At 67.4% G+C, this 23592-nt stretch carries 21 protein-coding genes and 1 tRNA gene; 17 read left to right on the plus strand and 5 right to left on the minus strand.

All coding sequences use genetic code 11. From position 1 onward, the window contains the following. Positions 1-173: 173 nt before the first annotated feature. Positions 174-581, plus strand: coding sequence for a dehydrogenase (locus tag T9R20_RS01510; RefSeq protein WP_322410798.1), 408 nt, complete (start codon positions 174-176; stop codon positions 579-581). 24 nt (positions 582-605) lie between these two features. Here T9R20_RS01510 and radA read toward each other — a convergent pair whose 3' ends face one another. Together radA and T9R20_RS01520 are read right to left on the minus strand one after the other, a co-directional pair. Continuing rightward, positions 606-1967 (minus strand): DNA repair protein RadA, encoded by a 1362-nt coding sequence (gene radA / locus T9R20_RS01515; RefSeq protein WP_322410799.1) that lies wholly within the window; start codon positions 1965-1967, stop codon positions 606-608. Positions 1968-2063: 96 nt separating this feature from the next. Further along, positions 2064-3608 (minus strand): amino acid permease, encoded by a 1545-nt coding sequence (locus tag T9R20_RS01520; RefSeq protein WP_322410800.1) that lies wholly within the window; start codon positions 3606-3608, stop codon positions 2064-2066. A gap of 244 nt (positions 3609-3852) precedes the next feature. Between T9R20_RS01520 and T9R20_RS01525 the strand changes: the two genes are divergently transcribed. The 5 genes from T9R20_RS01525 to T9R20_RS01545 are packed head-to-tail and all read left to right on the plus strand — an operon-like array spanning position 3853 to position 8888. Then, positions 3853-5208 (plus strand): glutamine synthetase family protein, encoded by a 1356-nt coding sequence (locus T9R20_RS01525; protein ID WP_322410801.1) that lies wholly within the window; start codon positions 3853-3855, stop codon positions 5206-5208. Beyond that, positions 5189-5992, plus strand: coding sequence for a gamma-glutamyl-gamma-aminobutyrate hydrolase family protein (locus T9R20_RS01530; RefSeq protein ID WP_322410802.1), 804 nt, complete (start codon positions 5189-5191; stop codon positions 5990-5992). Before T9R20_RS01525 ends, T9R20_RS01530 begins: the two co-directional genes overlap by 20 nt. Then, positions 5989-7347 carry an aldehyde dehydrogenase family protein gene (locus T9R20_RS01535; protein ID WP_322410803.1) on the plus strand — a complete coding sequence of 453 codons (1359 nt, stop codon included), beginning with the start codon at positions 5989-5991 and terminating at the stop codon, positions 7345-7347. The genes T9R20_RS01530 and T9R20_RS01535 overlap by 4 nt, the downstream gene beginning before the upstream one ends. 27 nt (positions 7348-7374) lie before the next feature. After that, the gene (locus T9R20_RS01540) at positions 7375-8148 is read left to right on the plus strand and encodes a 3-oxoacyl-ACP reductase (RefSeq protein ID WP_322410804.1); all 774 of its coding nucleotides are present in this window, start codon (positions 7375-7377) and stop codon (positions 8146-8148) included. A gap of 23 nt (positions 8149-8171) precedes the next feature. Further along, positions 8172-8888, plus strand: a complete 717-nt coding sequence (locus tag T9R20_RS01545) for a FadR/GntR family transcriptional regulator (RefSeq protein ID WP_322410805.1) — start codon at positions 8172-8174, stop codon at positions 8886-8888. A 12-nt stretch (positions 8889-8900) separates the two neighbouring features. Here T9R20_RS01545 and T9R20_RS01550 read toward each other — a convergent pair whose 3' ends face one another. Further along, positions 8901-9851, minus strand: a complete 951-nt coding sequence (locus T9R20_RS01550) for an L-lactate dehydrogenase (RefSeq protein WP_322410806.1) — start codon at positions 9849-9851, stop codon at positions 8901-8903. A gap of 312 nt (positions 9852-10163) precedes the next feature. On the opposite strand from T9R20_RS01550, the gene T9R20_RS01555 reads away from it, so the two are divergent. Further along, a tRNA-Ser gene (locus T9R20_RS01555) sits at positions 10164-10254 on the plus strand. A 497-nt stretch (positions 10255-10751) separates the two neighbouring features. Beyond that, positions 10752-11366, plus strand: coding sequence for a hypothetical protein (locus T9R20_RS01560; RefSeq protein ID WP_322410807.1), 615 nt, complete (start codon positions 10752-10754; stop codon positions 11364-11366). Between the two features lie 168 nt (positions 11367-11534). On the opposite strand, the gene T9R20_RS01565 is transcribed toward T9R20_RS01560, so the two are convergent. Next, positions 11535-12740, minus strand: coding sequence for a glycoside hydrolase 5 family protein (locus T9R20_RS01565; RefSeq protein ID WP_322410808.1), 1206 nt, complete (start codon positions 12738-12740; stop codon positions 11535-11537). A gap of 19 nt (positions 12741-12759) precedes the next feature. Continuing rightward, on the minus strand, positions 12760-13593 hold the full coding sequence (locus T9R20_RS01570) for an SMP-30/gluconolactonase/LRE family protein (RefSeq protein ID WP_322410809.1): 834 nt from the start codon (positions 13591-13593) through the stop codon (positions 12760-12762). A 58-nt stretch (positions 13594-13651) separates the two neighbouring features. Here T9R20_RS01570 and T9R20_RS01575 point away from each other — a divergent pair, with 58 nt between their 5' ends. From T9R20_RS01575 to T9R20_RS01615, 9 genes are all read left to right on the plus strand, one after another. Further along, the gene (locus tag T9R20_RS01575) at positions 13652-14428 is read left to right on the plus strand and encodes a FadR/GntR family transcriptional regulator (protein WP_322410810.1); all 777 of its coding nucleotides are present in this window, start codon (positions 13652-13654) and stop codon (positions 14426-14428) included. Between the two features lie 38 nt (positions 14429-14466). Beyond that, positions 14467-15504, plus strand: a complete 1038-nt coding sequence (locus tag T9R20_RS01580; protein ID WP_322412223.1) for a zinc-dependent alcohol dehydrogenase — start codon at positions 14467-14469, stop codon at positions 15502-15504. Positions 15505-15612: 108 nt separating this feature from the next. After that, a complete protein-coding gene (locus T9R20_RS01585; RefSeq protein ID WP_322410811.1) occupies positions 15613-16725 on the plus strand; it encodes a cellulase-like family protein in 1113 nt (370 codons plus the stop codon). 46 nt (positions 16726-16771) lie between these two features. Continuing rightward, a complete protein-coding gene (locus T9R20_RS01590; RefSeq protein ID WP_322410812.1) occupies positions 16772-18076 on the plus strand; it encodes an ABC transporter substrate-binding protein in 1305 nt (434 codons plus the stop codon). Between the two features lie 74 nt (positions 18077-18150). Beyond that, positions 18151-19029, plus strand: coding sequence for a sugar ABC transporter permease (locus tag T9R20_RS01595; RefSeq protein ID WP_322410813.1), 879 nt, complete (start codon positions 18151-18153; stop codon positions 19027-19029). Beyond that, positions 19026-19922 (plus strand): carbohydrate ABC transporter permease, encoded by an 897-nt coding sequence (locus T9R20_RS01600; RefSeq protein ID WP_322410814.1) that lies wholly within the window; start codon positions 19026-19028, stop codon positions 19920-19922. The genes T9R20_RS01595 and T9R20_RS01600 overlap by 4 nt, the downstream gene beginning before the upstream one ends. Positions 19923-19999: 77 nt before the next feature. Further along, complete coding sequence (locus T9R20_RS01605; RefSeq protein WP_322410815.1) at positions 20000-21172, plus strand: mandelate racemase/muconate lactonizing enzyme family protein; 1173 nt, start codon at positions 20000-20002, stop codon at positions 21170-21172. 217 nt (positions 21173-21389) lie between these two features. Beyond that, the gene (locus tag T9R20_RS01610; protein WP_322410816.1) at positions 21390-22013 is read left to right on the plus strand and encodes a fumarylacetoacetate hydrolase family protein; all 624 of its coding nucleotides are present in this window, start codon (positions 21390-21392) and stop codon (positions 22011-22013) included. Between the two features lie 17 nt (positions 22014-22030). Next, positions 22031-23560 (plus strand): aldehyde dehydrogenase (NADP(+)), encoded by a 1530-nt coding sequence (locus tag T9R20_RS01615; protein ID WP_322410817.1) that lies wholly within the window; start codon positions 22031-22033, stop codon positions 23558-23560. Positions 23561-23592: the final 32 nt, after the last annotated feature.

Genomic DNA, 23592 nt, shown 5'->3' on the forward strand with positions numbered 1-23592 from the left:
GCAGCAACGTATCCTTGACATGTCCATCGGGTGAGCTGTCGTCGTTGTCCCCAGCAGCGAGTTCGTCCCCAGCGAGCGTCCAGACGTGCCCCGGGTGGGCATGGCCCTTCCGCCGATCCTCTCCTCGCAGAGGGTCCCCGGGAGGGCCATTGACGTTCCCCTAGGCTGAAGGGATGGCGGGAAAGAAGCGCGCTCGGCGAGAGCCTGAGCTGGAGTTCCGCAACACCGCGCTCAGCGATGCGCTGCAGACGCAGGACATGGCGGCTGTCGCGTTCGCGCTGAGGCACGGGCCGACGGTGGTACCGCTGCTGCGCGCGGGGGCGCGGGACGACCCGCGCGACGCCGGTGAGGTGTGGACGTACCGCGACCCCGAGTCCGGCGATCTGGCACTCCTGCTCTTCAGCGACGCCGCGCACAAGCCCGAGAGCCTGCCGCCCACCGTGGCGCTGCAGTCGCCCGCGTGGCTGCGCGCCTTCCTGGGTCGTCACCGCGAGGCCGTCACGACGGTGTTCTTCGACATCGCCGGCCCGCACCCGATGCAGGCGTCCCCCGACGACCTCATCGCCGCGCTCGACGCCTGACCTCGCCGCCGCGGCGCACGCGCCTCAGAATTCGGGAACGTCGTGCAGCCGCCCCGACGCATGCGGCACGAGGTCGCGGAGCGCCGCGGCGAGATGACCGGATGACGCGTCGACGACCGTCGCGTACCCGAGTCGTCCGGCCTCGGTGCGCCGCTGTGCGGCCTGTGTGACAGGGCGCACTTCGCCGGCGAGGGTGAGCTCGCCGATCGCCGCGACCCCGCGCGCGAGCGCGCGGTCGCGCATCGAGTTCACCACCGCCACGGCGATCGCGAGGTCGGCGGCCGGTTCGAGCAGGCGCACTCCGCCGACGGTCGACACGTAGACGTCGCAGGCCGAGACCTTCAGGTTCAGGCGCTTCTCGATGACGGCGAGGATCATCGCCACGCGAGCGCCGTCCACCCCGCTGACGATCCGGCGGGCGTTCGGCGAGGCGGTGGGGATCGTCAGAGCCTGGATCTCCACCGGCATCGCGCGCCGGCCCTCGAGCGCGATGGTGACGCACGTGCCGGGGACCGGTTCGCCGTGACCGAGGAACAGGGCACTGGGGTCGGGCACCTCGGCGATGCCCTCCCCGGTCATGTCGAAGCATCCGACCTCGTCGGTCGGGCCGAATCGGTTCTTCAGTGCCCGCACGAAGCGGAGCGAGGTCTGTCGATCGCCCTCGAACTGGCAGACGACGTCGACGAGATGCTCGAGGATGCGTGGGCCCGCGATGGTGCCGTCCTTCGTGACGTGTCCGACGAGGATCGTCGGCAGCGCGCGCTCCTTCGCGACACGGATGAGGGTCGAGGCGACCTCTCGCACCTGGCTGGGGTGCCCGGCCGCACCGTCGGACATCGCCGACGACACCGTCTGCACGGAATCGACGATCAGCAGGTCGGGTGCGACGTCATCGATGTGGCCAAGGATGGTGGCGAGGTCGGTCTCGCTCGCGAGGTACAGCTCGTCGTGGAGGGCGCCGGTCCGCTCGGCGCGCAGCCGCACCTGGGCGAGCGACTCCTCGGCGCTGGCGTACAGCACTCGCTGGCCGCTGCGCGCCGTGTGCACGGCGACCTCGAGCAGCAGCGTCGATTTGCCGACCCCCGGCTCGCCGGACAGCAGAATGGCGGCACCCGGGACGAGACCTCCGCCGAGGACCCGGTCGAACTCTCCGACTCCGGTCGTCCGTCGCGGGGTGTCGCGGGTGTCGACGGCGGTGATCGGTCGAGCCGCGCGATGGGTGGCCGGTGCCACCGGTGCGATCTGCGTGCCGATGCCGGTCTTGTCGGCCGCTTCGACGACCGTTCCCCACTGCTGACACTCGCCGCATCGGCCGACCCAGCGCAGCGTCGTCCAGCCGCACTCCGTGCACCGGTACGGAGCGGAGGTGGCGGTGTTACGGGGCATGCTGCGACACTAGCCGCGACCCCCGACATCCGATTCCTCTCCGTCGGCGAGGCGCTGCAACCCCCCAGTCGCAGCACCTCGCCCCGGTGAGAATGGTCAGGCGTCCTTGCCGAAGACCTGAGACTCCATGGCGTCGTATCCCTCTGCCTGAGGGTCGCCGTGGCGGCCCCCGGACAAAGCGTATTCCTCCTCGGGCGAAAGCACGAGACGGTGACGGAAGAACAGTCCGAATCCGAGCAGGATGACGACGTAGACGATGACGATCGCGATGATCGCGGGGAGGAACGTCGGGTTCAGCAGGAACCCGACGAACACGATCGCGGCGATCACGGCGGCCATCACCGCACCGGGCACGCCCCACGGGCTCTTGTAGGGACGGGCGACGTTCGGGAACTTCCGACGCAGCAGCACGAACGACACCATCTGCAGGAAGTAGGCGAGCACCGCTCCCCACACCGCGATGTTCAGCACGATGGCTCCGGCGACCGCGCCGGCTCCCTCGTTCACGGCGGCGAGGGTGTCGAGGATCGCCAGCGCCACGAAGCCGATCGCCGCGCCGACGGTCAGGGCCACCCACGGGGTCTTGCGCGAGCCGGTGAGGGAGAGGAAGCGCGGGTAGTAGCCCGCGCGCGAGAGGGAGTACATGTTGCGGCCGTAGGCGAACATGATCCCCTGGAGGGATGCGAGCAGCCCGACGAGCGCGAGGAGGGCGAGAACCGCGGCCGCCTGGTCTCCGACGATCGCCCGGAATCCGTCGAGCAGCGGCTCGGCGGCGACCCCGGTCGCCTCGGCCCCGATGACGCCGGTGTTCAGGAAGAGCACGAGGAGGCCCGTCACGATGAGGGTGCCGCGGGCCCAGAACCCGGCCTTGGGGATGTCGCGCACGGGGTTGTGGGATTCCTCCGCCGCCAGCGGCAGCTCCTCGATGCCGAGGAAGAACCACATCGCGAAGGGAAGGGCGAACAGGATCGGCAGCACGCCGTGGGGGAGGAACTCGGTCTGCCCGGGGTCAGGGGCGATGTCCCAGAGGTTCGCCCACTGGAACGCGCCTGAGAAGACCGCCATGAGGGAGAAGACCAGGATGATGCCGATCGAGATGATCGACACCACGATCGCGAAGCGGAACGAGATCGCCGCGCCCGCCGAGTTCAGCGCGATGAACAGTACGTAGAGCACCAGCCACCACACCCACGGCGGGAGCGAGAGGTTCAGCAGCTCGCTCGTGATCGCATCGGCGTAGGACGCCGAGAAGTAGACGATCACCGCGGTGGTGGCCACGTACTCGATCGTCTCCGCCAAGCCGGTGACGAGCCCTCCCCAGGGACCCATCGCCGAGCGCGCGAACGAGTACGCGCCACCGGTATGCGGCATCGCCGCCGCCATCTCGCCGATCGAGAAGATCAGGCCGTAGTACATCAGCACCAGGACGGCGAAGGCGATCAGCATTCCGCCGAAGCCCGCGAAGTCGATGCCGAAGTTCCAGCCCGAGAAGTCTCCCGAGATCACCGCGGCGACGGCGAGGCCCCAAAGGCCCCAGATCCCCGCGGCGCGCTTGAGCCCGCGCTTCTCGAAGTACTCCTGGCCGGCTCGCGTATAGGTCGCTCCCGCGACCTTCTGCGGCTCGCTACTCGACTGTGACATCCGTCCTCCGTGCGCTCGGGTGCGGCGAGGGTGTGCGCCTTGCGGATGATTGTGGACCCATTGGTGGGCTGTGTCTACCTTTATCTCGACCCGCCCGGTTACAGTGGTCGCGACCGGACCCCACCGATCGGGCGGTTCATCGTCGAAAGGCCATCGGTCGAAAGGCCATCGGTCGAAAGGCCATCGGTCGAAAGGCACCGCCGCCTGACAGTGCGGGAGCGCTGCACCACAGTGAGGAGCAAGGATGCCGGGAAACATGACCCCGCCCGAGCTGGCGGCCGCCATCGCGGCCGGCGAGATCGACACCGTCATCGTCGGTTTCGCCGACGCCCAGGGTCGCCTCGTCGGCAAGCGCGTGTCGGCGAGACTGTTCCAGGAGGAGGTGCTGCACCACGGCGCGGAAGCCTGCAACTACCTCCTCTCGGTCGATGTCGACATGAACACCGTCGACGGCTACAGCATGGCCAGCTGGGAGACCGGGTACGGCGACATGATGCTGCTCCCCGACGTCGAGACCCTCCGTCGCATCCCCTGGCAGCCGGGCACCGCGCTGGTCATGGCCGACCTCGGCTGGGAGGGCGGTGACCCCGTCGCGCAGTCGCCTCGCGCGATCCTGCAGGCGCAGCGCGCCCGCCTCGCCGAGCGCGGACTCGTCGGCTACAGCGGCACGGAGCTCGAATTCATGGTCTTCGACGAGAGTTACCGCTCCGCGTGGGCCAAGGGGTATCGCGACCTGAAGCCCTCGACCGACTACAACGTCGACTACGACATCCTCGCCTCGACCCGACTGGAGCCGCTACTGCGCGATATCCGGCTCGGAATGGACGGTGCGGGCATGTACTGCGAGGGCGTGAAGGGCGAGTGCAACCTCGGGCAGCAGGAGATCGCGTTCCGCTTCGCCGAGGTGCTCGAGACCGCCGACCAGCACACCATCTACAAGACCGGGGCCAAGCAGATCGCCGACCAGCACGGCAAGGCGATCACGTTCATGGCGAAGTTCAATGAGCGCGAGGGCAACAGCTGCCACATCCACCTCTCGGTGCGCTCGGAGTCGGGCGAGCCCGTGATGGCCGGCGACGGTCCCCACGGGTTCAGCCCGCTGATGCAGTCGTGGATCGCCGGAATCCTCGCGACGCTCCGCGAGTTCACCCTGCTCTACGCCCCGACCATCAACTCCTACAAGCGCTTCGCGTTGGGGAGCTTCGCCCCCACGGGCATCGCGTGGGGCGTCGACAACCGCACCTGCGCGCTGCGGGTCATCGGGCACGGCTCGTCGCTTCGGGTCGAGAACCGGGTGCCGGGCGGCGACGTCAACCCGTACCTGGCGATCTCGGCGATCATCGCCGGAGGTCTCCACGGCCTCGAGCACGAGCTGCCGCTTCCCGACCCGCTCCGCGGGAACGCGTACGCGGCCGGAGTCGACCACCTGCCCACGACCCTCCGCGAGGCGGCGCGGCTCTTCGACGAGTCGGCGATCGCCCGGGCCGCCTTCGGCGACGAGGTCGTCGAGCACTACCTCAATCAGGCGCGCATCGAGGTCGAGGCCTACGATGCCGCCGTGACCGACTGGGAGCGGGTGCGTGGTTTCGAGCGGCTCTGATCAGCGCGGCGGTGCCGTCGCGCAGACGAGGCGGCCCGTCATCGGCCTCACCACCTACCTCGAGCAGGCTGCCCAGGGCGTATGGAACGTCCGGGCCGCCTTCCTCCCGGAGGTGTACTTCGACGCCGTGACCGCCTCGGGCGGGATCGCGGTGCTCCTTCCCCCGCAGCCCGCGCCGGAGGACGCCGCGCCCGCCGTCCTCGACGGGCTCGACGGACTGATCCTCACCGGCGGGGTCGACGTGCAGCCCGAGCTCTACGGCGCGCCGCGGCATCCGCTCACCGACCCCGCCCGCGCCGATCGTGACGCGTGGGAGATGGCGCTGTTCGCGGGGGCGGAAGAGAGACGGATGCCGGTGCTGGCGATCTGCCGCGGGATGCAGGTCGTCAACGTCGCCCGTGGCGGCACCCTGCACCAGCACCTCCCCGACGTGCTCGGCACCGAGAAGTATCGCCTCGGCGGCGGGCTCTTCGCGACCAACTCGACCGAAGTCGAGGCGGGCTCGCGCCTGGCCGACCTCGTCGGAGCGGGCAGGCAGGAGGTGCACAGCTACCATCACCAGGGCGTCGACCGCCTCGGGGACGGGCTCGCCGTCACCGCGCGCACTGACGATGGGCTCGTCTATGCCGTGGAGGGCATGGGTGACGGGTACCTCCTCGGCGTGCAGTGGCATCCTGAACAGAACCTCGATGACCGCCGGCTCTTCGCCGGACTCGTGCGCGAGGCCGCCGACTATCGCGCGCGCTCGCGAACCGCACCGTCGAATCAGGAGGTGTCCGCGTGAGCGGCACGATCACCCTCGTCAACCCCGCGACCGGGCGCGCGTTCCGCGAGATTGCGCGGGCAGGCCTCGCGGAGGTCGACGACGCCATCGCGGCCGCCGTCACCGCGCAGCGGGCCTGGGCGGCGCTCGCCCCCGCCGCCCGCGCCGACGCCCTCCGCGCCTTCGCGCGCGTGGTCGAGGCCCACGTCGACGAGCTCGCCGCCCTCGAGGTGGAGAACTCCGGCCACCCGATCGGATCGGCCAGGTGGGAGGCCTCGCACGTCGCGCAGGTGCTGAACTACTACGCCGGAGCGCCCGAACGCCTCATCGGCCAGCAGATCCCCGTCGCCGGGGGACTGGACGTCACCTTCCACGAGCCGTACGGCGTGGTCGGGATCATCGTGCCGTGGAACTTCCCGATGACGATCGCGTCGTGGGGGTTCGCGCCCGCGCTCGCCGCCGGCAACGCCGTGGTGCTGAAGCCCGCCGAGCTGACGCCGCTCACCGCCATCCGCCTCGGTGAGCTCGCCCTCGATGCCGGCCTTCCCGAGGGGCTCTTCCAGGTCGTCACGGGGTCGGGCTCCGTCGTCGGGCAGCGCTTCGTCAGCCACCCCGACGTCCGCAAGGTCGTCTTCACGGGGTCAACCGAGGTGGGGACGGATGTCGCGGCGGGCTGTGCCCGCATGCTGAAACCGGTGACGCTGGAGCTCGGCGGAAAGTCGGCGAACATCGTCTTCGCCGACGCCGACCTCGAGCGCGCCGCCGCGAGCGCCCCGGGCTCGGTGTTCGACAACGCCGGGCAGGACTGCTGCGCCCGCAGCCGCATCCTCGTCGAGCGCTCGGTCTACGACCGGTTCCTCGCGCTGCTCGAACCGGCCGTGCGTGCGTGGCGGGTCGGCGACCCCGCATCGCCGGACACCGACATGGGGCCGCTCATCTCGGCCGCCCACCGCGACACGGTCGCCGGGTTCCTCGACGGCGCCGATGTCGCCTTCCGCGGAGCGGCTCCAGACGGCGAGGGGTTCTGGTTCGCGCCCACGGTGGTGCTCGCATCCCCCGATGACCGGATCGCGCGAGAGGAGGTCTTCGGACCCGTCGTCGCGGTGCTGCCGTTCGACGACGAGGCCGATGCGATCCGCCTCGCCAACGACACCATCTACGGGCTCGCCGGGTCGCTGTGGACCGAGAACCTCGGCCGCGCAGTGCGGGTCGCGCGCGGCGTGAAGAGCGGGGTGCTGTCGATCAACTCGCACTCCTCGGTGCGGTACGCCACCCCGTTCGGCGGGATGAAGGCCTCCGGCCTCGGGCGTGAGCTCGGGCCCGACGCCGCCGAGCACTTCACCGAGACCAAGAACGTCTTCTTCGCCACCGACTGACCCGCACGACCCGAACAGGAAACACCCATGGACCTCACCAAACGCCTCGCCGACCGGGTCGCCATCGTCACCGGTGGCGCGAGCGGCATCGGCCTCGCCACCGCTCGCCGCTTCGCCGCCGAGGGCGCCCGCGTCGTGATCGCCGACGTCGACCCCGCGTCGGGCGAGCGGGCGGCTGCCGAGGTGGACGGGCTCTTCCGTCCGGTCGACGTCGCCGACGAGGCATCCGTCAATCAGCTCTTCGACTCGGTCGCGGGCGATCTCGGGCGCCTCGACATCGCCTTCAACAACGCCGGCATCTCGCCCGCTGACGACGATTCGATCGAGACGACGGAGCTCCCCGCGTGGGATCGGGTGCAGGACGTCAACCTCAAGAGCGTGTACCTCTGCTCGCGCGCGGCTCTCCGCCACATGGTGCCCGCCGGGCACGGGTCGATCATCAACACCGCCTCGTTCGTGGCGCTGCTCGGGTCGGCGACCTCGCAGATCTCGTACACGGCGTCGAAGGGCGGGGTGCTTGCTCTCACCCGTGAGTTGGGGGTGCAGTTCGCCCGGCAGGGGATCCGGGTGAACGCGCTGTGCCCTGGGCCGGTGAACACACCGCTCCTGCGCGAGCTCTTCGCCAAAGACCCCGAGCGCGCCCAGCGTCGTCTCATCCACGTGCCGATGGGCCGGTTCGCCGAGCCCGAGGAGATGGCCGCGGCTGTGGCCTTCCTCGCCTCGGACGACGCCTCCTTCATCACCGCCACCGCGTTCGTCGTCGACGGCGGCATCACCAACGCGTACGTCACGCCCCTGTGAGCCCCGGGCTGTAGGTGAGTGCCGTGTCCGTCGAGGTACCCCTCCCCGCTGTGCGGCGCGCGGTCTACCGGCCGGTGCGCGGGGGGAACGCCCTCGAAGACACGATCGCGCGTCTCATCCAGACCGTGCGGCTCGGCGTCGTCGCGCCGGGGGAGTCGCTGCCGCCCGAGCGCGAGCTCGCCGGGCTCTACGGGGTCAGCCGCGACACCGTGCGCGAGGCGATCCGCGAGCTCGCCGACACCGGGTACCTCGTCAGGCGGCGCGGCCGGTACGGCGGCACGTTCGTCGCCGATCCGCTGCCGCAGCCTGCGGCGGTCGGAGTGAGCGCGACCGAACTCGAGGACGTGCTGGGCCTCCGCCGGGTGCTCGAGGCGGGCGCCGCCCGCGCCGCGGCGGGGCGCACCCTCGATTCCGACGCCCGGGCGGAGCTCTGGGCGCGGCATGAAGAGGCGGCCGTCGTCGGCATCGCCGACTACCGGAGGCTCGACACCCTGCTGCACCTGACGATCGCCGAGCTCGCCGCGGTCCCCTCGCTCGTGGCGCTCATCGCCGAGAACCGGGCGCAGGTCAACGTCTGGCTCGACGCGTTCCCGCTCCTTCCCCGCAACATCGAGCACTCCAACGCCCAGCACGAGGCGATCGTCTCCGCGATTCTGGCCGGGCGGACGGATGCCGCGGAGGCGGCGATCCTCGAACACCTCGCCGGGTCGGAGGCGCTGCTGCGCGGGTTCCTCGGCTGAGCGGTCGGCGTTCTACGGGAGCGTGCGTGCGACGTCGTGGATCGCGGCCGCCGAGCGCTGGAACAGCGCGAGCTCGTCGTCGGAGAAGGTCGTCTCGCGCACCGGGGTCGCCCCTGACGCGCTGACGATCGAGGGGACGGAGAGGGCGACCCCGTCGACCCCGTGGAAGTCGCGGAGAACCGTCGAGACCGGCATCACCGCGTGCTCGTCCCCGAGGATCGCCTCGATGATGCGGGCGCTCGAGAGGCCGATGGCGTAGTTCGTCGCCCCCTTCCCCTGAATGACCTTGTACGCGGCATCCCGCACATCGACCGCGATCTCGTCGAGCTCGGTCTGCGTCATCGGCGGATGACCCGCGGCCTGCCATTCCCGGATCGGCACGGTGCCGATCGTCGCGCGCGACCACAGCGGGAATTCGGTGTCGCCGTGCTCGCCGACGATGTAGGCGTGGACGCTCGAGGTCGACACCCCCGCGCGCTGCGCGAGCTTCCATCGCAGGCGCGAGGTGTCGAGCACGGTGCCCGACGCGAAGATGCGCTCGGGCGGAAGCCCGGTCTCGTGCTGGGCGCGCACGGTCAGCACGTCGCAGGGGTTCGTGACGATGACGTAGATGGCGTTCGGGGCGACCCCGAGGAGGTCGGGGAGCATGCGGTGGAGGATGCCGGCGTTCACGGCGGCGAGGTCGATGCGCGTCTGGCCGGGGTCCTGCTTGGCGCCGGCGGTGATGACGATGACGTGCGACCCCTCGGCGACCGAGATGTCGCTGCCGCCGGTGATGTCGCTCCGGCCGGTGAACTGGGTGCCGTGGGCGAGGTCGAGCACCTCTGCGTCGACCTTCGCGGTGGCGATGTCGTAGAGGGCCACGTGGCGGGCCGACCCGCGGATCAGTGCGGCGTAGGCGGTGCTCGCCCCGACGCTTCCCGCGCCGACGATGGTGACCTTGGAGTTCTCGATGACCGCCATGCGCTCAGTCTCCCAGTCGCGGGTGCGCGGATGTGGGCGGATGTCTCGGCGCCGAGCGAGTGGCGCGGCCGTGGCGGGGCGCCGGCCCGCGGCATCCGCTCTTCGGTTCGCGTCTTCCGCCGGGCGACGACTCACCGGGGTGGTTCGCCTGACACGACGTGCTGCGGACCGGCGCACATTGCGACCGGCGAACCCTGGCCGGCTCCGTTCGCCTGTCGCGATGTGCGGTGCGGGGTGACCGTTCGTGACAGGCGTGGGGGGATCGGATGCCGCGATTCGCGACCGATCGCGGCGTGTCGTAGACTCTTCGGCGGTGACGTGTCCGAGCGGCCGAAGGTGCAACTCTCGAAAAGTTGTGTAGGGTAACCCCCTACCGTGGGTTCAAATCCCACCGTCACCGCCATAAATCCCTGATCAGAGGCTACTTTCAGGTTCTGATCAATGGGATGAGCAAAAGCGCCGCGAGCGATGCGTGGCGCTTTTTGCATCTGACCGGGCATTTTGTCACCAGGTTCATGCTCAGTCCGTGAGAAAGTAGCGGTGTGCTCGATTCTTGCTCGCAGAGGCGCGAGGACCTGGACTCGAGTGAAGAAAACTCCCGGTTGAGCCGAATTCGAGCGTGAACCTGCGGTGGGATTCTGCCCCACGACAGGGGGCAGGGGTCAAGGACAATGAGTCGTGCCTCGTCCCGGATGGGACGTGGCGGGTTAGAACCGCTTCAGCGATCGGCGTCGCCGAGCTGGGAGTAGGCGTGGCGGTCTGGTCGACGGCGGCTTGGGCCGCGGCCGCTAGAGCGGTGTGCTCTCTTCGCGCAATCAGCCGACGTGTTCGACGACGTCGCGTGGGGTGAAGTCGACCTCGTGCACGGTCATGCTCGTAGGTCTGGCCTAGATTGATGCCGTGACGGATGAAAGCGACGCTCGTAACGGGGATCTGCTCGCAGTGCTCAACACCGAGTACTTCGTACTGCAAGGGGCGTCTGGGGCGTCGATCAGTGAGGCGAGCAGCAGGGCATCTCTGTACCTGCTGACCCTTTCCAGCAGTCTGGTGTCGCTGGGGTTCGTGCTCGGCTTATCCGCCGACGTGTTCGGGCCTTTCGCAGCCGCCGCATTGTCGACGGTGTTCCTGCTTGGCTGCTTCACCGTGGTCAGGCTCACCGAGACCAGCATCGAGAACCTCCGTGCGCTGCGGGGTATGGCTCGGATTCGCGCCTACTACGCGGATCTCAGCCCCCTTGCGAGGCCCTACTTTGTCAGCGCTGGTAGCGTCGCCGCGGACGCGCAGGCCATGCTGGGACGGCGAAGCAACCGATGGTGGTGGGTGGGCACCATGGCCACCATGATCGGAGCGGTCAACGCCGTCGTAGGAGGCAGCGGCATCGCGCTCCTCACGACCGCAGCAGGCGCATCCCTCAGCCTGTCCGTCGCGACGGGACTAGGCGCCGCGGTGGTCTTGGTGACGTTGGCCGTCCAATTCCAACGCCGCCGGTTCGCCACCGAGTTTGCTGGCTCCTGACTCGGCGACCGCCCTGACGCAGTCGGCGACGCTGACACAATCGGCCTTCCCGGGGAAAGGTCGACTCGACCTTCGGCAGCACCGAGAGGCAACACCGGTGGAGACACAGGACGCTGGTCGATACGGGTTCGAATCCTGCGCCGTTTCGTTGTGCTCCGCATTCCGCGGTCAGTGCTCGATCAGGCGTCTGATGCCGCGCTTTGAGAGGTATTCCTTGTCGTCCGCGCGTGAGGCGAGCACGATTGCAGGTGCAGAGCCGGCTTCGATCAGGCTGAAGAAGGCATCCGCGAAAGTCAGGTCGGGGGTGGTCTCGTCGGGAAGCACGAGCGCGACATCTCGCACCTTCACGGTCACGCCGCCCGACCGCACAAGGTTTGCTGCATCGCGAAAGGCGCGGCCGGCAGGTTTGACCTCGTTGTCGACGGTTAGCAGCCCTAGGTCGTACTCCAGTTCGATGAAACCGTCTAGCTCGCGGCTGATGTCGTGGGAGCACCACCACGTGATACCCCAGAGATTCTCGACAGAGGCAGCAGCGGCGGTGGCGACCTCGAGAAATGCGGCCGGGTCATCGAGCCACGTGGTCGACGCGCCGTACTCCTGCAACCAGACGGGACGGTTCGCGTCATTGCCGTAGGCCTTGGCGAGTTCGAGCATGAACTCAGCCAAGTGGACCGTGCCGGTGCCAGAGTGCCCGTAGCGATCCAGAGCGCCGGTGAAGTAGATCCACGCGTGAATGGGGGTGACGCTTCCGGTCGCGCCAAGGGCGCGTCGGCTGAAGGGCTCGTCATCGGTCAGCCATGGGCGGTGGTCCATCCCGACACTGTGGAGTTTGCTCGGCGCGACTTCTTCCGCATATCCCAGCAACTCAACGAGCCAGGCGTCACCCTGCTCGAGGGTCGTTTCGTTGTGGTTGCGCTCGCGGCCGGGGCCTCCGGCGATGACGCTCGGTTCGTTGGCGATGTCAAAACCCAAGAAGGCGGGATGGCCGCCGACCCGATCGGCCAGCGCGCGCACCAGCCGGAGTTCGGCGTCGATCACATCGCGATCGGCGAAGATGTTCTGGTCGTCCTGAAGCCAGGAGGGCCGGAAGTCGAAACCGCTGAGCCACCCATCGAAGATGGTCACGATGACATCGAGGTCATTCTCAGTCGCGATGTCCATGAGCCGCTCGAGCCGATCGAGCATGGTGCTGCTCACCACGCGCGCGTTCGGTTGGAACAGCGGCCACAGACAATGAATCCGGATGTGGTCTGCGCCGATCGCCCGAATGGCGGCCAGATCAGCGACGATGGCGTCGTCGCGCCAATCCACCCAGGAGTACCACCATCCCGATCCGGGGACATAGTTGACGCCGAAGCGCGGAGGAGTGTTCATCGATGTTCTCCCAGGAGTTTCAGCCGGCGAAGGGCAGAGGCGGATAGCCGCAGAAGTCGACGTCGGCGGCGAACAGCGCACCCGCCGGTCCTCCCCTGTCGTCCAGCCCGAGGCGTGATGTCGTGATGTAGAGCGTGGCCAGGTCGGGGCCCCCGAAGGTGCAAGCCGTCACCTGATCTGCGGGCACCTCGATCACGAGATCGAGTTCTCCGTCAGCGTCGTAGCGACGGACGTGGCCGCCGCCCCACATGGCTACCCAGGTCCCGCCCTCTGTGTCCATGCAAAGCCCGTCCGGCATGCCGAAATCTGCGGGGATGTGCACGAACGGCGTCCTTATGATCCTGCCCTGATCGATCTCGAGGCGTTCGATCGTTCCGGTAGGGGAGTCGATGTATCGTCCCCCGTGCGACCGCGTGAATTGCATTCCGTTCGAGATCGAGACCCCTGCGATGACCTTCTCCACCTCGGCCGCAGGCGTCATCCGGAAGACGTCGCCGCGACCCGTCGCCTGGTCGTATGCCATCGTGCCGCAGAGGAAGTTGCCGTCTAGGTCGCACGTGCCTTCGTTGAACCGCACTCCTGGCGCCTCAACCACTTTGCTGATCGCCTCGAGGTTGCCCGCAGTATCGTAGAGCGCGAAAGAATCCTCAAGCGCCGCGATGAAGCCGCCTCGGGAGCGTGGGCGGAGGCAAGCCACGACCTCTCCGAGATGCCGACGCGATACGGCCGCCGTATCGGCGTTGAGAATCAGGATGTCACCGGCGAGCATGTCCAGCCACGCGACACCGCCAAGCGCGGGGATCCACACTGGCCCTTCGCCGTGAACCGTGTGCGGATCGGTGACCTGCGCCAAAGGCATACGTTTTCCTCTCCTGTGGTCCGACTGGTCAGACCTTAGTATACTTTCCCGTATGGCCCCCGATCTCGCAGTCACGTCGAAGGAACTCGTCGACGAGCTGGAGCACAAAATCCTGTCCGGAAAGTACACGGTGGGGGAGATGCTTCCCTCCGAGCGACGGCTGTCCGAGGCATACTCGGTCAGTAGATCCGGGGTTCGTGAGGCGCTCAAGATCCTCGGCGAGCGAGGACTCGTCACGGTGCGTCATGGTCGCGGAACGTTCGTTACGGATCCGAACGCCGGGGCCGCGGGTGCCGCAATCGGGAACGCTCTGCGCCGCGAACGCATCACTGCCCGCGACGTCATCATCGGGCGCATGGCCGTCGAGAAAGAGTCGGCCGCCCTTGCGGCGGAGGCGCGGACGGATGCCGACCTCGAGCTCCTGGACCGGATCATCGAAGGAATGGAAACCTCCTCGGCCATCCTCGACCGCGTGCGCGCGGATCTCGCGTTCCATCTCGCATTGGTGAAGGCCTCGCATAATCCCGTCTTCGAGGCGATGTTCCGCGCGATCTCCGGGTTCACCGCGGAGATGATGCTGCGCAGCCTGTCGGACCGAGCCGTCGCCGAGGTCGGCGTGCCGCAGCACCGCGCGATCCTTGAAGCGGTCCGTCAGCGCGACGCCGGGGAAGCCCGGCGCCTTGTCGAGGAACATATGGCCGTAGCCATTGAGCGCTACGGACCTGACCTGGAGAGGTCGCTGGACACCGTTGCGGAACGCGAGCTGCAGCGCGTGCTCGGTCCGACCGGATCGCTCGAAGACATCTGGCGGGTGGCGGACCGAGAATGAGCGGCGACAGCAACTCGGGTCGAGGTATCCCCTCGATGATGAAGGCGGTGCGGTGGCACGGGCGCGGCGACCTGCGCGTGGACACCGTCCCCGTGCCTTCGCCCGCCGACGATGAGATCTTGTTGCGGGTCGGGTGGGCCGGCATTTGTGGGACCGATCTCGAAGAACTTCAACATGGCCCGCTCACCATCCCCATCGAGCCGCACGTCTCGAGTGGCCGCTCAGCGCCTCTGATCCTCGGTCACGAGGTCGTCGGGCAAGTGGCCCTCGCCGCGGAGAACGGAGAGGGTCCGCTTGCCGACGCCTGGGTTGTGCCCGATGTCGTTCAGGGCTGCGGAAAGTGCTGGTGGTGCGAGTCACACGACGAGGGACTCTGCCCTTCGCTGAACGTGCTTGGCCAGACGGACGATGGGGCGCTGGCGGAGTTCATGGTCGCCAAAGCATCCCGTTGCCTCCCGGTGCCCACTGGTGTCGACGCACGCACCGCTGCCCTCGCCGAGCCGCTCGCGGTCGCCGTCCGCGCCGTCGACAAGCTAGAACTGCGTGACGGTTCGACGGTCGCCGTCCTCGGCGGGGGAACTATCGGTCAGCTGGTTGCTCAAGTCCTCGCGGCGTCGAACGCGCGGGTGCTGCTCGTCGACCCCGTTTCCTCGCGACGCGACTTGGCTGCGAACCTCTCGGGTGCGGTCCCTCTGGCACCGGATGAGTTCGAGAGCCAGGTCCTTCGCCTGCCGCCCCCAGGGCTGGACGCCGTCGTCGAGTGCGGCGGTCGGGACGGATTGATCGATCAGGCCCTCAGGGCTGTTCGCCCCGGCGGGACTGTCGTCGCGGTCGGATTGCGAACCGGCTCCGAGCCGATCGATGTTCCCGGCCTCGTGCTGGGGGAGCGCAGACTCGTGGGCAGTGCTGCCCATATGTGGGACACCGACGTCGCGCGTGCGCTGGCATTGCTGGATGAGCTCGACATCGAGCCGCTGATCACGCATGAGGTGCCGCTCGCGGACAGTGCTGACGCGTTCTCGCTTCTCTCGTCGGGGGATCCCGGAGTGCTGAAAGTGCTCATCTCAGCCAGCTGACAGGCGAACGCTGGTTGCGGCGCGAGGGCGTGCGGCGACCGGAGTTGACAGCAGAGATCCGTCTGGTCATACTGGTCAGACCGGTAGGACAAGCAACAAGGATGTGAGATGCCCGCCCTCCTTTCCACCCCTCACTCGCTGGCGATAGCGATGTGGGACTTCTCGTGGCTCGAACGGCGCTGGGAAGGCGGCGGATACGAGGACTGGTCTGCCGCTCTGGACGGACTGGTGGCTCGGGGGTACGACGTCGTGCGTATCGACGCCTACCCCCACCTCATCTGGGACGGTGCGGAGCGATACACGCTCAAGCCCGTGTGGGATCAGCACCCCTGGGGAAGTCCGCACCCCATCGACGTCGACCCGTCGAGCGATCTCCTCGAGTTCATCGCGCTGGCCCGAGAGAAGGGTCTACTTGTGTCGCTGTCCAGCTGGTACCGAGAGGACTCGGCGGATGTCCGGCGGAGGCTGCGCACGCCGGAAGACCTGGCCTCGGTATGGCTCGCCACACTCGCACACATCGAGAGCGCCGGTCTGCTCGACGCCGTGTGGTTCGTCGACCTCGGCAACGAGTGGCCCCAGCCGATGTGGGCCCCCTTCTTGTATCAGCAGGGCGACGATGCTGCGTCTCTCGATCGCACCTCTGCCGAGTACCAGCGCTGGACCGACACAGCACTCGGTATCGTCGCGGCACGGTACCCGGCAATGCCGTTGTGCTTCTCCTTCATCGATCAGATGGACACGTGGGCGCGCCAGGACGTCAGCGCGTTCGGCCTGCTCGAGCTGCACATCTGGATGGTTCAGGGGGAGGATCCGAGCTTTTACGAATCGCTGGGGTACGACATCGTCGCCGCCAGCTTCGACCCCGATCAGTATCAGGTCCTGACGGCGGCCCCCGCGCTGTACCGGAGCGATCCCGAACTGTGGAGGAAGCAGCTCGACGCGGCAATAGACCGTGCGGCGCAGTGGTCGAAGGCTGCCTCACTTCCCCTGGTCACCACGGAGTCGTGGGCGACGATCTGCTGGAAAGACGGCGAAGGTCTCGACTGGGAATGGGTGAAGGAACTCTGCGAGCACGGCGTCAGGCGCGCCCTCGAGACCGGTCGGTGGGCAGCCCTGTCCACAAGCAACTTCTGCGGACCACAATTCCGCGGCATGTGGGATGACACGGAGTGGCACCAAGCGCTGACCCGCGCCATCCACTCGGTGACACCCGAAATCTGAGAACGCCCGCCGCATGGTCGCGGCGGGCTGGGAAAGGAACACAGCAATGAGAACGAGAAGCAAGTCGATCCTCATCGTCGGCGCCCTCTCTGCGGCCGGCATGTTGGCCGTTACGGGCTGCGCGCCCGGCGGCCAGACAACCGGCGCGGCGGCGGAGGCGGACAGCGACGGAAAGATCACCGTCTGGACGGCGATCGCAGGCGCGCAGCTCGAGGAGATGGAGTCGTTCGCGAGCGAGTTCGAGACCGAGCACGACGTCGAGGTCGAGATCGTCTCCGCCGATGACGCCGCGATCAAGCAGAAGGTCCAGGCCGCAACCGCTTCCGGTGACTTCCCGGACGTCGTCCAGTACTTCGGCGGAAGCTTTATGCAGCCCCTCGTGGACGCGAACGCGTTCCTCCCGCTCGACGACTACGTCGCCGAGGACGCGGAGTGGGAGGAGCAGATGGTCGACAACTGGGCGGAGAACTACACCTTCGACGGGAAAGTGTACGCCGTTCCCTTCGAGTCGCCGCTCGTCCAGCTGTTCTACAACACCGAGATCTTCGATGAGGTGGGCATCGATGTCCCCGAGACTTTCGACGACCTGCTCGCCGACGTCGCTACGCTCAAGGAAGCCGGCTATGTGCCGATCACGGTCGATGGGCAGAGCGGCTGGCCCATGCAGCAGTGGTTCGCGTATCTCGTGATGCGAAACGGCGGCACGCAAGCCGTGTTCGACGCGGTTGCCGGTGAGCTTCCGTGGGATGACGAAGTGTTCTTGAAGTCGGCCGAGCAGCTGAAGCAGCTCATCGACGCGGGTGCCTTCCAGGAGGGCTTCCTCGGGGAAGATGACCCGGCCGCACTGGCGCAGTACACCTCCGGCCGGGCAGCGATGAGGCTCAGCGGGTCGTGGATGATGAATCAGCTGGTCAGCGGCGACGACCCCACGCTCATCGACCGCACAGACTACACCGCATTCCCCACCGTCGCCGGTGGCGTCGGTGCGGCGACAGACGTGCAGGGCGGCCCGAACGGGAGCCTCGCGATCGCACGCCTCTCTCCCGACGCGGACCTCTCCTGGGAGTTCATCAAGGGCTTCACCAGCAACGAGGTCGCCACGCGCGTGGCTGAGAACTCGCTCAGCCTCGTGCCCAACGAGGTAGAGATCAGCGGGGATCAGCCTGCCGTGTTCTCCAAGATGGTTGCCGAGCTGCCGACCTACACCGGCTTCAACATCTTCTGGAATGAGATCCTCTCGCCGGAGCTGAACACGGAGTTCACGAACCTGCAGAACGCACTGGTCGCCGGTCAGATCACGCCGCAGGAAATGGTCACCCAACTCCAGGCCTACGCCGAGGACCAGCAGTAGGCAGTAGCCGCTCAACAGCGCGGGGAGGCGCGCGACCCCGATCGCGCCCTCCCCCCGCACAGAAAGCACTTCTCATGACCCGCAATCTCCGCCGATGGTCGCTGGTGTTCCTTATCCCGGGACTGGCCCTCTACCTGTACGTCGTCATCGTCCCTTCTGCACAGGTCGTCAACTACGGCTTCTACGAGTGGAGCCCCGGACAGGCCTCGACCTTCGTGGGACTCGGCAACTACGTCGCCATGTTCCAGGACCAGGCGTTTCTGGACGCACTCGGTCACACCTTCGTCCTGCTCATCGGCGCGCTGATCATCCAGATCCCCCTCGGGTTCTTCTTCGCCGTGCTGCTGCAGCGAAGCCTGTGGGGGCGCGGGTTCTTCCAGACCGTCTACTTCATCCCGGTCATTCTCTCCAGCGCCGTCATCGCGGTGCTGTGGCGACAGGTGTACGCGAATGACTTCGGCCTGCTCAACACCATTCTCCGGGCGGTCGGTCTCGACTCGCTCACGCGTGCCTGGCTCGGAGACACCGAGACGGCGCTCAACGCTGTCGTCGTTGTCGTGGGCTGGCAGTACGTCGGCCTGTACATGCTGATCTTCCTCTCAGCCATGCAGCGCATTCCGCCCATCATTTATGAGGCCGGCGCCCTGGACGGCGCGACCGGGTGGAAGCAGTTGCGCCATCTGACGATGCCGATGCTCTTCGACACCTTCAAACTGTCGCTCATTCTGGTCGCCACGGGCGCCGTGCAGTACTTCAACCTCATTCTCGCCATGACCGCGGGCGGCCCCGCGAACTCGTCCTCGGTGCTGGCGTCCTACATGTTCGAGAAGGCGTTCGATGAGTCGCGCCTCGGATTCGCATCCGCAGTGGCCACCGTCATGCTCGTCCTCAACCTCATCATCGCCGTCGGCCTCCAGCGAGCGTTCCGGCGTGAACCCTTGGAGCTGGGATGACCGACACCCAAGTACGGCTGCCGCAGGACGTCGACCTCGACAACACGGATCCGACCACCCGCCGCCGAGCCCGGCCGTCGCTGCTGAACATCGTCTTGTTCATCATCATGTGTTTCTGGGGTCTCCTGACCTTCGGGCCACTGCTGTGGATGCTGGCGAACAGCCTGCGCTCGTCCGAACAGATCGTCACGCAGCCCATCGGGCCGCCAGACCTCTCGAAGATCACGAACTACGCGGAGGCGTGGGAACAGGCCGATTTGGGCACCTCGCTGGTGAACTCGCTCATCGTCAGCGTCGGCGCGGTGATCCTCTCCGGGCTGTGCGCGCTGCTGATCGGGTTCGCCCTCAGCCGCGGTGGGCTCCCCTTCAGCAATGTGCTGCTGACGTTCTTCATGGTCGGACTCCTCATTCCTGCGCTCAGCTCGCTCCTCCCGCTGCTGCTGCAGCTGCAGGCGTCGGGCCTGACGAGCACGAGAACCGGCCTGATCATCGCGTACGCCGGGGGGCAGCTGTCGCTCGGTGTCTTCCTCTTCAAGATCGCTTTCGACGCCATCCCGAAGGAGTACATCGAGGCGGCTCTTCTCGATGGCGCCGGAGTTCCTCGCATCCTGTGGTCGATCATGATGCCGATGGTTCGCCCGACGATCGCGACCTTCGCGATCCTCGCGTTCATCGCTGTCTACAACGACTTCGTCTTCACCCTCGTGCTCAACAACGATCCGGCGCTCTACACCCTCCCGGTTTCGCTGCTGCAGTTCAGCTCTGTCTACGGCACGCGATATGACCTGATCTTCGCCTCCGTGGCGATCGCCACCATCCCGCCGCTCATCGGTTACATCCTGCTGCGCAAGCAGGTGCAGTCCAGCATGGCTGCGGGCGGAAGGACCGGCTGATGACAGCATCCGTTCGCGGCGTCGGCCGCATCATCGCTCTTGAGACGTTCCGTCCGGCGTTCCAGCCGAACCTGTGCGTGGTCAAGCTCCGCACGGAGGACGGACTGGAAGGCCTCGGCGAGGCGTTCTTCCACGCTGCCACCGTGGAGACGTACCTTCACAGCACCGTCGCTCCGCTGGTGCTCGCCCTGGATGATCCCAACCCGGAGAGTGTGGGCCGCGCCCTCACCCCGTACGTGGGATTCCAGGGCGGCGGGATCGAGAATCGCGCACGGGGCGCGGTCGATATCGCGCTGTGGGACCTGCTGGGCAAACGCACTGGTCAGCCGGTGGCGGCGCTGCTGGGTGGGCCTGTCCAGGATCGGATCCGGATCTACAACACCTGCGCCGGGAGCGGCTACGTCGGCGACACCTCACAGCAGAACTCCGCCAACTGGGGCCTCGAGAGATCAGGGAAGTTCGAGGATCTCCAGGCATTCCTGGAGCGCCCCCGCGCCCTGGCGAAGGACCTTCTCGCCGAAGGAATCACGGCGATGAAGATCTGGCCGTTCGACCGTGGCGCCGAGCGCCACGGCGGGAACGTCATCAGCCCCGAGGACCTCGCGCGCGGAATATGGGTGCTCGACGAGATTCGTTCCGAAGTCGGGGACGCGATGGACATCATGGTCGAGCTGCACGGAATGTGGAATGTCGCGTCCGCGGTCAAGATCGTCCAATCGATTGAGAAGTTCCATCCCTATTGGGTCGAGGACCCCGTACGCGCAGACATGCCGCAAGGCCTCCGTGCCGTGCGAGAGGCCACCTCAATTCCCATCGCCACTGGCGAGACGGTCGTGGGCGCGCGCGGCTTTCTTCCCCTGCTCCTGGCTGACGGCTTGGATGTCGCAACCGTCGACGTCCAATGGACGGGAGGTCTCACGGAAGCGCGCAAGGTGGCCACGCTGGCCGACGCCTTCGGCCGCGCATTCGCGCCCCACGACTGCACCGGTCCCATCACCCTGGCGGCGTGCGCGCACCTCGTCATGAGCCAGCCGAACGGACTCATCCAAGAGACTGTGCGGGCGTTCGTACGCGGATGGTACGCCGAGGTGGTAACACGCGGCCCCGCCATACATGGCGACCTGATGACCTTGACCGCCGACCCTGGTTTGGGCGTCGAGCTGGCCGAGTCATTCACTCGACGGGCCGACGTCGTCCATCGCTCCACCGAGACCACTTCGAGAGGACATCGTGCACTTCGTACGGTATGAAGTTCCCAGCGGCGAGACCTTTGTCGGCTGCCTGTACGACGATCGTCTGACGAGACTGCCGCTGCGATCGGCTGAGGGCCTGCTCACTGCGACCCTCGACGAGATCCGTCAGATCGTCGACGCCGCTGACGTGGTCGAAGACCGCCCATACTCCTTGCGGTCACCGGTCGACGGCCGGACCGAGGTTTGGGCGAGCGGCGTCACCTACCGCCGGTCTATGGACGCGCGCGTCGAGGAATCGGACGACCAGGACGTCTACCAGCGCGTCTACGAGGCGGACCGTCCCGAGCTCTTCTTCAAAGCCAACGCTTGGCGCACCGTCACGGACGGCCAGCTCGCGGGCATCAGAACCGACTCAGACTCCGACGTACCGGAACCGGAGTTGGCCATCGCGCTGAATCAGCACGGGGAGATCGTCGGCTACCTCGTGTGCAACGACATGACCGCGCGAGCAATCGAGTCGCAGAACCCCATCTACTTGCCGCAGGCGAAGATGTACGCCGGCTCATGCGTTCTCTCGGCGGGGATCCGTCCGGCCTGGGAAGTCGAGTCGAGCGCCCTGGTCATCGACATGCAGATCGCACGCGGCGACCAGCACGTGTTTGCCGGCAGCACGTCTACCGCGCAGATGCACCGTCGGTTCGACGACCTCATCCGCTGGCTCTTCGCGGCTGAGCATTTCCCGTACGGCGTCGTGCTGTCCACCGGCACGGGCATCGTTCCGCCGCTCGACTTCACCCTCCAGGAGGGAGACGTCATCACCATCGACATTCCCGGGGTCGGATCCTTGCGCAACACCGTCGCACGAGGACCAGCTCCTTTCCTCGCCCGCCAGCGATAGGAAAAGAACACTCAGCGATGAATTCTGCAACAGACCTCGTCCCGTCGATCGATCCGCGTTCCGGCGCGGTGCGCCAGCACTTCCCCGCCACCGATCCGCATGAGATCGCGGAGTATGTGCAGCGTGCTCAAGCGAGCGCGCGATGGCTCGTTGACCTCGGCCGCGTGGGCAGGGCGGACCTTCTCGACGATTTTGCGGCGGAACTTGAGAGGCGTGAATCCGCCATCCTCGAAATCGGCGATGCGGAGACGGCTCTCGGCGTGCCGCGTCTGCGAGGCGAGCTTGCCCGAACCTGCTTTCAGCTGCGCTTCCAAGGCGAAGTGGCGCGAGAAGGCAGCTACCTGGGGGCGTCGATCGAGCACGCGGGGGTGACAGCACTTGGACCGCGCCCGGACATCCGGCTCACTCGGGCGCCGGTCGGCCCCGTGGCGGTCTTCTCCGCAAGCAACTTCCCCCTCGCGTTCAGCGTCGCCGGTGGCGACACGGCCTCCGCGATCGCTGCCGGCTGCCCGGTGATCGTGAAGGGCCATTCCGCGCATCCGGCACTGTCCGTCGAGGTCGCGTCTGCGATGAAGGCGGTGCTCGATCGCCGGGGCGCCCCCGCCGGTGTGCTCCAGCTCGCCCTGGGACGCAGTGCGGGCCGAGCCCTGGTGACTGATCCCGGGATCGCGGCCGTAGGATTCACCGGCTCGGTGGAGGGTGGGCGAGCGCTGTTCGACCTGGCGGGCAGCCGAGAGCGGCCGATCCCGTTCTTCGGCGAGCTGGGCAGCGTCAACCCGTTCGTCGTGACCGCGAGAGCGGCGCAAGAGAAGGCGGATGAGATCGCGACTGGACTCTGCGCCTCCCTCACGGGATCAGTGGGCCAGCTCTGCACTCGCCCCGGAGTCGTATTCCTGCCCGATGACGACGGCGGCAGGGCCCTCTTCAGTCGACTGGTGCGACTTCTCGAGGAGGTGCCGCCCGCGTACATGCTCACCGAAGCGATGGCGTCGAGTTTCCGCACGCGCACCGTCGCGATGGCGGAGCTGGAGCCGCTGACTACTCTGCACGGTGAGATCGGGCCGGGGCCGACCGTACGTCCGGCGATCATCGAGACCGCGATCTCTGCATTGATGAGCGAGGACACCGCCCTTCTTCGAGAAGAGGTGTTCGGGCCATTCGCGCAGGTCTGCTTCTACTCCTCGACGGATGAGGTGCGGAGAGCATTGAGGACGCTCCCAGACGCGCTGACTGGGACCGTGTTCTCCGGCAGTTCCGACGATGGTCTGAAGCCGATCGTCGAGGCCATGGAGAGCCGCTCGGGCAGGGTCATATTCGACGGGTTCCCGACCGGCGTCGCCGTCACATGGGGCATGCACCACGGCGGTTCCTACCCCGCCAGCACCAGCGCATTCACTTCTGTCGGCGCGGCTGCCATCCAGCGTTGGCTGCGGCCGATCGCCTACCAGAACGCCCCGGAAGAGATCCTTCCCGAGGAACTGCGAGATCGCGGCGTCGTCGTCATTCCCACTCGCATCGACGGTGTGCTCGTGACACCCCCGCGCTGACGCCATGCCCCCACCTCCCTCCCTCGTCGCCG

This window comes from Microbacterium invictum (assembly GCF_034421375.1).
In the GTDB taxonomy this organism is placed as follows: domain Bacteria; phylum Actinomycetota; class Actinomycetes; order Actinomycetales; family Microbacteriaceae; genus Microbacterium; species Microbacterium invictum_A.

Coding starts and splice junctions, on each gene's coding strand:
- T9R20_RS01575 (WP_322410810.1), top strand. CDS start 13,652: ATGGCCCCCGATCTCGCAGTCACGTCGAAGGAACTCGTCGACGAGCTG.
- T9R20_RS01610 (WP_322410816.1), top strand. CDS start 21,390: ATGGACGCGCGCGTCGAGGAATCGGACGACCAGGACGTCTACCAGCGC.
- T9R20_RS01615 (WP_322410817.1), top strand. CDS start 22,031: ATGAATTCTGCAACAGACCTCGTCCCGTCGATCGATCCGCGTTCCGGC.
- radA (WP_322410799.1), bottom strand. CDS start 1,967: ATGCCCCGTAACACCGCCACCTCCGCTCCGTACCGGTGCACGGAGTGC.
- T9R20_RS01550 (WP_322410806.1), bottom strand. CDS start 9,851: ATGGCGGTCATCGAGAACTCCAAGGTCACCATCGTCGGCGCGGGAAGC.
- T9R20_RS01520 (WP_322410800.1), bottom strand. CDS start 3,608: ATGTCACAGTCGAGTAGCGAGCCGCAGAAGGTCGCGGGAGCGACCTAT.
- T9R20_RS01510 (WP_322410798.1), top strand. CDS start 174: ATGGCGGGAAAGAAGCGCGCTCGGCGAGAGCCTGAGCTGGAGTTCCGC.
- T9R20_RS01595 (WP_322410813.1), top strand. CDS start 18,151: ATGACCCGCAATCTCCGCCGATGGTCGCTGGTGTTCCTTATCCCGGGA.
- T9R20_RS01580 (WP_322412223.1), top strand. CDS start 14,467: ATGAAGGCGGTGCGGTGGCACGGGCGCGGCGACCTGCGCGTGGACACC.
- T9R20_RS01600 (WP_322410814.1), top strand. CDS start 19,026: ATGACCGACACCCAAGTACGGCTGCCGCAGGACGTCGACCTCGACAAC.
- T9R20_RS01565 (WP_322410808.1), bottom strand. CDS start 12,740: ATGAACACTCCTCCGCGCTTCGGCGTCAACTATGTCCCCGGATCGGGA.
- T9R20_RS01585 (WP_322410811.1), top strand. CDS start 15,613: ATGCCCGCCCTCCTTTCCACCCCTCACTCGCTGGCGATAGCGATGTGG.
- T9R20_RS01525 (WP_322410801.1), top strand. CDS start 3,853: ATGCCGGGAAACATGACCCCGCCCGAGCTGGCGGCCGCCATCGCGGCC.
- T9R20_RS01540 (WP_322410804.1), top strand. CDS start 7,375: ATGGACCTCACCAAACGCCTCGCCGACCGGGTCGCCATCGTCACCGGT.
- T9R20_RS01590 (WP_322410812.1), top strand. CDS start 16,772: ATGAGAACGAGAAGCAAGTCGATCCTCATCGTCGGCGCCCTCTCTGCG.